At 70.8% G+C, this 4,809-nt stretch carries 4 protein-coding genes and 1 pseudogene; 3 read left to right on the plus strand and 2 right to left on the minus strand.

What is annotated here, in order from left to right; all coding sequences use genetic code 11:
- Positions 1–337 (plus strand): glycosyltransferase (locus tag HUU95_RS14540; RefSeq protein WP_254602702.1); only part of this gene is annotated, 337 nt, incomplete at its 5' end.
- Here HUU95_RS14540 and HUU95_RS08630 read toward each other — a convergent pair.
- Together HUU95_RS08630 and HUU95_RS08635 are read right to left on the minus strand one after the other, a co-directional pair.
- Positions 338–2,650 carry a GH92 family glycosyl hydrolase gene (locus HUU95_RS08630; protein ID WP_174279744.1) on the minus strand — a complete coding sequence of 771 codons (2,313 nt, stop codon included), beginning with the start codon at positions 2,648–2,650 and terminating at the stop codon, positions 338–340.
- Positions 2,647–4,083 carry a glycoside hydrolase family 47 protein gene (locus HUU95_RS08635; protein ID WP_254602703.1) on the minus strand — a complete coding sequence of 479 codons (1,437 nt, stop codon included), beginning with the start codon at positions 4,081–4,083 and terminating at the stop codon, positions 2,647–2,649. Before HUU95_RS08635 ends, HUU95_RS08630 begins: the two co-directional genes overlap by 4 nt.
- Before the next feature lie 40 nt (positions 4,084–4,123).
- On the opposite strand from HUU95_RS08635, the gene HUU95_RS08640 reads away from it, so the two are divergent.
- Together HUU95_RS08640 and HUU95_RS08645 are read left to right on the plus strand one after the other, a co-directional pair.
- Positions 4,124–4,603, plus strand: coding sequence for a DUF2141 domain-containing protein (locus HUU95_RS08640; RefSeq protein ID WP_174279745.1), 480 nt, complete (start codon positions 4,124–4,126; stop codon positions 4,601–4,603).
- Positions 4,593–4,809: pseudogene (locus HUU95_RS08645) on the plus strand (hypothetical protein); the annotation flags it as partial. The gene HUU95_RS08640 and the pseudogene HUU95_RS08645, both read left to right, overlap by 11 nt.

Consider the following 4,809-nt stretch of genomic DNA (forward strand, 5'->3'; position numbering starts at 1 on the left):
GCCCACCCGCGCGGCGCTCGCGGCGATGCTCGCCAGTGCCGATGCGCTGGTCCATGGCTGCGAGGCGGAAACGTTCTGCATGGTCGCCGCCGAGGCGCGCGCGAGCGGGTTGCCGCTGATCGTGCCCGATCGCGGTGGCGCCGCCGACCACGCGACGACGGCGGCGGACCGACGTTACCGGTCGGCGGAAGCGGGCTCGCTGCGCGATGCCATCCTGGCGCTGCCCCCCGCGCGCGGGGCGAGCGCGACGGGGCCGGTGAGGATCATGGACGACCATTTCGCCGACCTGTTCGCGACCTATGCGGGGCTGGCGCCGAGGCTGGCGCGGGCCGCTTAGCTAGCGCGCCGTGCTCATCGAATAAGGCCGCGACGCCAGCGCCGTGCCCCAATGCGTATTCGGCTTCGACGCCATCACGAAGCGGAGCGTGCCGCCGGCCATCACCTGCTCGCGGGTGAGGACCTGCCGTTCGAGCGGTTGGCCGTTCAGGAGGACCTGCCCGACATAGCGGTTCGCGGGCGACAGCCGGTCCGCGATCATCTGAAACTGCTCGCCATTTGAAAGACTTAGCGTCGCGCGGCTGAGGAACGGGCGGCCGATGACATACTCGCCGCTGCCGGGCGTCACCGGGTAAAAGCCCATCGCGGTGAAGACCAGCCAGGCGCTCATCTGGCCCAGATCGTCATTGCCCGACAGGCCGTCGGGCGTCGCCTTATATTGCGACGCGACGATCTGGGCGAGGCGGGCCTGGGTGCGCCAGGGCTGGCCGGCATAGCCGTACAGATAGGCGACATGGTGGCTCGGCTCATTGCCATGGATATATTGGCCGATCAGTCCGGCGATGTCCTCGGCATGGCTGTAGTCGAGCTTGGAATTGTCGAAGTCGAACATCGCGTCCAGTTTCGCCGCCGCCGCCGCGTCACCGCCCAGCACGCGGAACAGCCCGGCCTGATCCTGCGGCACGAACCAGCTATACTGCCAGGCATTGCCCTCCGTATAGTCGGAGCCGTAGTTGATCGCGGTCGGATCGAACGGTTCGCGATAATTGCCGTCCGCCTTGCGCGCGCGCAAGAAACCGCTGCGGACGTCAAAGCTGTTGCGCCAGTTGCCCGCACGTTTCTCAAATGTCGCCGCGATATCGGTTCGGCCGAGCGTACGCGCCATCTTCGCGATCGTCCAGTCGTCATAGGCGTATTCCACCGTCTTCGACGCCGCTTCCGGCTCGCGGTCGATGGGGACGTAGCCGCGCTGCATGTATTCGCCCAGGCCGCCGTACGGGGCGTAGGTGGCGCTGGCGACCATCGCGTCGAGCGCGGCGTTGGCGTCGAAGCCGCGGATGCCGGCGAGGTAGGCGTCGGCGATCACCGGGACGGCGTGGTAGCCGATCATCGTCCACGTCTCGCGGCCCTGAAACTGCCAGACGGGGAGAATGCCGAACGGGCTCGCGTCGCGCGACGCGAGCAGCGAGCGGACGAAATCCCGATTGCGATCGACAGGTTGCGTCAGCAGCAGCAGGGGGTGTTCGGCACGGAACGTGTCCCACAGCGACCAGGTGGAGTGGACGGTGAAGTCGGCCTGGTGCACCTCGTCGTCGGGTCCGCGCCAGCGGCCGTCGGCGTCGCTCCAGACGCTGGGCGCGATCATCGTGTGGTAGAGCGCGGTGACGACTTCGCGGCGGAGGGGGGCCGGGCCGGCGAGGGTCAGGGCGGCGAGGCGATCGCGCCATACCATCTCGGAACGGACGCGGATGTTGGCGAAGGTGCCGCTTTCCGACACCAAATTGCCGCGAGCGCCGGCCTCATCGACGCCGGAGATGGCGACATGGACCTCCAGCGGTCGATCCAGCCGGCCGAAGTCGAGCCGCGCCTCCAGCGCGCGGCCGGCCAGCGCCGCCGGATCGTCCGCCCCGCGCGACGGACCCTGAAAACCCTTGTACGCGACGCCCGTCTCGCGATCGACAAAGGCGTGGCCGGTGAGCGGCGCGGAGAAGCGCATCGCGAACCACAGCTTGCGCGCCGGCGCCCAGCCGCGCGTCTCGCGCATCCCCGTCAGCGTGCCGTCGGGGCGCAGCCGGAGCGAGGACCAGAGGATCTTGCCCGGGTAGTTGTACAAGGACGAGCGCAGGTCGAGCACGAGGTGCGCCGCGTCGCTCGCGCGGAAGGTGTAGCGGTGGACACCGACGCGCGTGCCCGCCGTCAGCTCGGCGCGGACATGCGCGTCGTCCAGCGTCACCGCATAATAGCCGGGCCGCGCCTCCTCGCGCCCATGGCTGAAGCGCGAGCGATAGCCCGAGCCCGGCCTGGCCGGATCGCCGGGATCGAGCGAGACGGTGTCGCCCGCCACCGGCATCAGCAGGAAGTCGCCCAGGTCGGAATGGCCCGCGCCGGAGAAGTGGGTGTGGCTGAAGCCCTGGATCGTCGGGTCCTCGTACCGGTAGCCGGCGGCGTGGCCGTAACAGGCGCGGAGCTCGCAGGACGTGTCGGTATCGGGGCTGAGCTGGATCATGCCAAACGGGGCGACGGCGCCGGGAAAGGTATGGCCCTCGCCACCCGTGCCGATGAACGGGTCGACGTCGGCATAGGTATCGGGCGCGACCTGCCCGATCGCCGGCACCGCGAGCAGCAGCACCGCCGCCGACAGCGCGCGCCTCACGCGACGCCCCGCTTGAACCCGAGCAGCACGTTGCCCTCCGTCGACAGGTAGTTGCGGCCGTAGTCGAAGCGCGGCGCATCGGCGAAGAGCAGCCAGTAATATTTCATCTGTTCGGACCACCAATAGCCGGGGCAGTGATCGGCTTGCCGCTTGGTCGTGACGTCGGCCAGGTCGGTATAGCCGAACGGCGCCTTGTGCCACCGGCGCATCGCATCGAAATGCCGCGCGCCGAGCTCGCGCCATTCGGGCCCGCGGTCGCCGAGCCACAGCGTGAAGGCCGCGTCCGCCAGCTCGGGGCGCAGCGCGTTGCCCGGCTGCGTCGGCGTGGCGGCGGCGAAATCCCATTCCTCCGGCAACACCCCGAACCGGTCCTGCACCGCCGCCCAGCTGCGCGCATAGGCGGCGCCTTCCGCGCGGTTGCCGCCCTGCGCCAGCAGCCCGGCATAGAAGGCGGCGAGCTCGTCCTCGCGCGAGGACAGCCGCGCGCCGGTGGTCATGTCGACATCGGCGAACCACAGCGCGCCGCCCTGGCGCACGGCCTGATGGCGCAGGATCGCGGCGGTGCAGGTGCGATACATCACCAGCATCTCGCGGTCGCCCAGCAGGTCCCAGCTGTCCCAGAGGTATTCGTAATAGCTGTCGGCATAGGAGCCGATCGTCGCGCGCCCGTCGAGCCATTCGCCGGTCAGCGCGTCGATGCGCGTGCCGAGCAGGTCTAGCCGGGAGCGCCGCGCGTAGGGCGCCAGCGCCGCCCGGCGCGCGGCGTCGTGGTATTTCGGGTCGCCGGTCAGCCGGCTCAGCGTACCCCATTCGGGGAGGAAGGTGCCGACCTCCGCCGGGTTGGTCGCGGGATCGCGTGTCGCGCCGGTGCGCAGGTTGACGTAGCGGTACGGCATCCCCGTCGGCGTCGCGAAGGCAGGGAGCAGCCGGTCGGCGAGGTCGCGCGCCAGCGCCAGCAGCGCGGGATCGCCGCAGGCGTGGTGCGCGGAGAGCAGCCCGCCGACCAGCCGGATCGACGTTTCGAACACCGACACCTCGCCATCGACGTCGAACGCGGCCTGCGCCTTCACCCAGCCCAACGCGTCGGCGAACTCGGCGTCGAGTGCCATCACCCAAAGCGTGTCCATCGCCTCGATCAAGCTCAGCCCCAGATGGTGCCCCTTGAGCGGAAAGGACGAGGCGCCCCCGGACACGGGCCTGATCTCGTCCTTGCCCCAGGCGTGTTCGCGATACTGGCTCCAGGCCCAGCGCATCTCGTCGCGCACCGCTTCCCCCAGCGCCGCCCAGTCCCGGCGCGGCGCGGCCGCCGCCACCGCCGGCGTGGCCGCGAGCAGGGCGCCGCCGACGAACGCGCGGCGACCGATGACGAGGGGTTCCGGGCCATCCATCGCGCGGTTAGAGCCGCTCCCCGCCGCGGTGGCAAGCGGGAGCATCCGCCGGATGCACGCGTTTCGGATCGCCAAGGAGTCCAGCATGATCGCCATCGCCCCGCCGCCGCCCGTGACGTCGCTGGTCGCCGTCGGCGCCTGTCCGCCGGCCGGCGCGCATCTGGTCGAGGTCGGCATCGAGGGGTTTCGCCGGCGTGTCGGCAAGGTCCGGGTGCGGCTGTTCGGCGGCGCCCCCTCCACCTATTTCGACAAGCATCAGGCGCTGGTCAGGGTGGAGGTGCCCGTGCCGGCGGCGGGGCCGGTGCGGCTGTGCCTCGCCGCGCCGGGGCCGGGCGTCTATGCGCTCGATGTCCGCCACGACCTGAACGGCAACGGCAAGACCGACCGGCAGGATGGCGGCGGCGCCTCGGGCAATCCGCACATGTCGCTGCTGGACGTGCTGTTCTCCCGCAAGCCGTCGCCGGCGAGCGTGCAGTTCCGGGTCGGCGCCGGCACGACGGGCGTGCCGGTGGTGCTGACCTATCTTCAGGGCGGATCGTTCGAGCGCGTGCCCGATGGCGGTTGAGCCGCCGGCGGCCCCAATCGCGCCCCTCATCGCGGTGGTGGGTTGCGACGGGGCGGGCAAGTCGACGCTCGCCGCCGATCTGGTCCGTAAATTGGGGGCGGAGCGGCGCGTCGCGTCCGCCTATCTGGGGCTCGGCTCGGGCGGGATCGGCGCGCGCATCCGGGCGCTGCCGCTGATCGGCCCGGCGCTGGAGCGGCCGCTCGCCA

This window comes from Sphingomonas bacterium, assembly GCF_903643065.1.
GTDB lineage: Bacteria > Pseudomonadota > Alphaproteobacteria > Sphingomonadales > Sphingomonadaceae > Sphingomonas.

Coding starts and splice junctions, on each gene's coding strand:
- HUU95_RS08635 (WP_254602703.1), bottom strand. CDS start 4,083: ATGCTCCCGCTTGCCACCGCGGCGGGGAGCGGCTCTAACCGCGCGATG.
- HUU95_RS08640 (WP_174279745.1), top strand. CDS start 4,124: ATGATCGCCATCGCCCCGCCGCCGCCCGTGACGTCGCTGGTCGCCGTC.